Consider the following 546-nt stretch of genomic DNA (forward strand, 5'->3'; position numbering starts at 1 on the left):
GGTCTCACCAGTACAGAACCGGTGGACGCTGGCTCAATCCGCTGCCCTGGAAATGATTTCGGGCAGGGAAGGCGTGCAGGAATAGTGACACGGCCGAACTCCTCGCGCCAAGGCCGCCCCAAAGTCATCCGAGCCGCTCCGAGGGAAACTCGAGCAGGGCACTGACGAGTCTCGACTTCGGCAGATCAATGGCCTTGTCGCGGTATCGCCTGGCCTCAGGCGCCACCCGGGCGCTGCCGGTTCTGTAGCGGTCTGCTGCGAGCATCGGCCGTAGCCACGAAACGAACTGGACGCGGAGGGCGCATGTCTCAGCAAGCCGAGGAAGCCACCGCCAAAGGCAGGCGATTCCCGGGGGCGCGATCTGCGGCGAAGGGCAGACGGGACACGGCCGGCCCGGACAGGTCGGTGCGCTGGACCGGGCTCCTGGTCACGTTTCTCCTCGGTGCTCTCGCCGCGGTGCCGCCGATGTCGATGGACATGTACCTCCCGGCCCTGCCGGACGTCACGCACAGCCTGGGCGCGTCCGCTTCGACCGTCCAGCTGACG

The 546-nt window shown here is 67.2% G+C and carries 1 pseudogene; it reads left to right on the top strand.

From position 1 onward, the window contains the following. Positions 1-303: 303 nt before the first annotated feature. Positions 304-546, top strand: a pseudogene (locus TN53_RS48900) (hypothetical protein); the annotation flags it as partial.

Origin of the sequence: Streptomyces sp. WM6386 (genome assembly GCF_000972385.1) — a bacterium.
Lineage (GTDB): Bacteria > Actinomycetota > Actinomycetes > Streptomycetales > Streptomycetaceae > Streptomyces.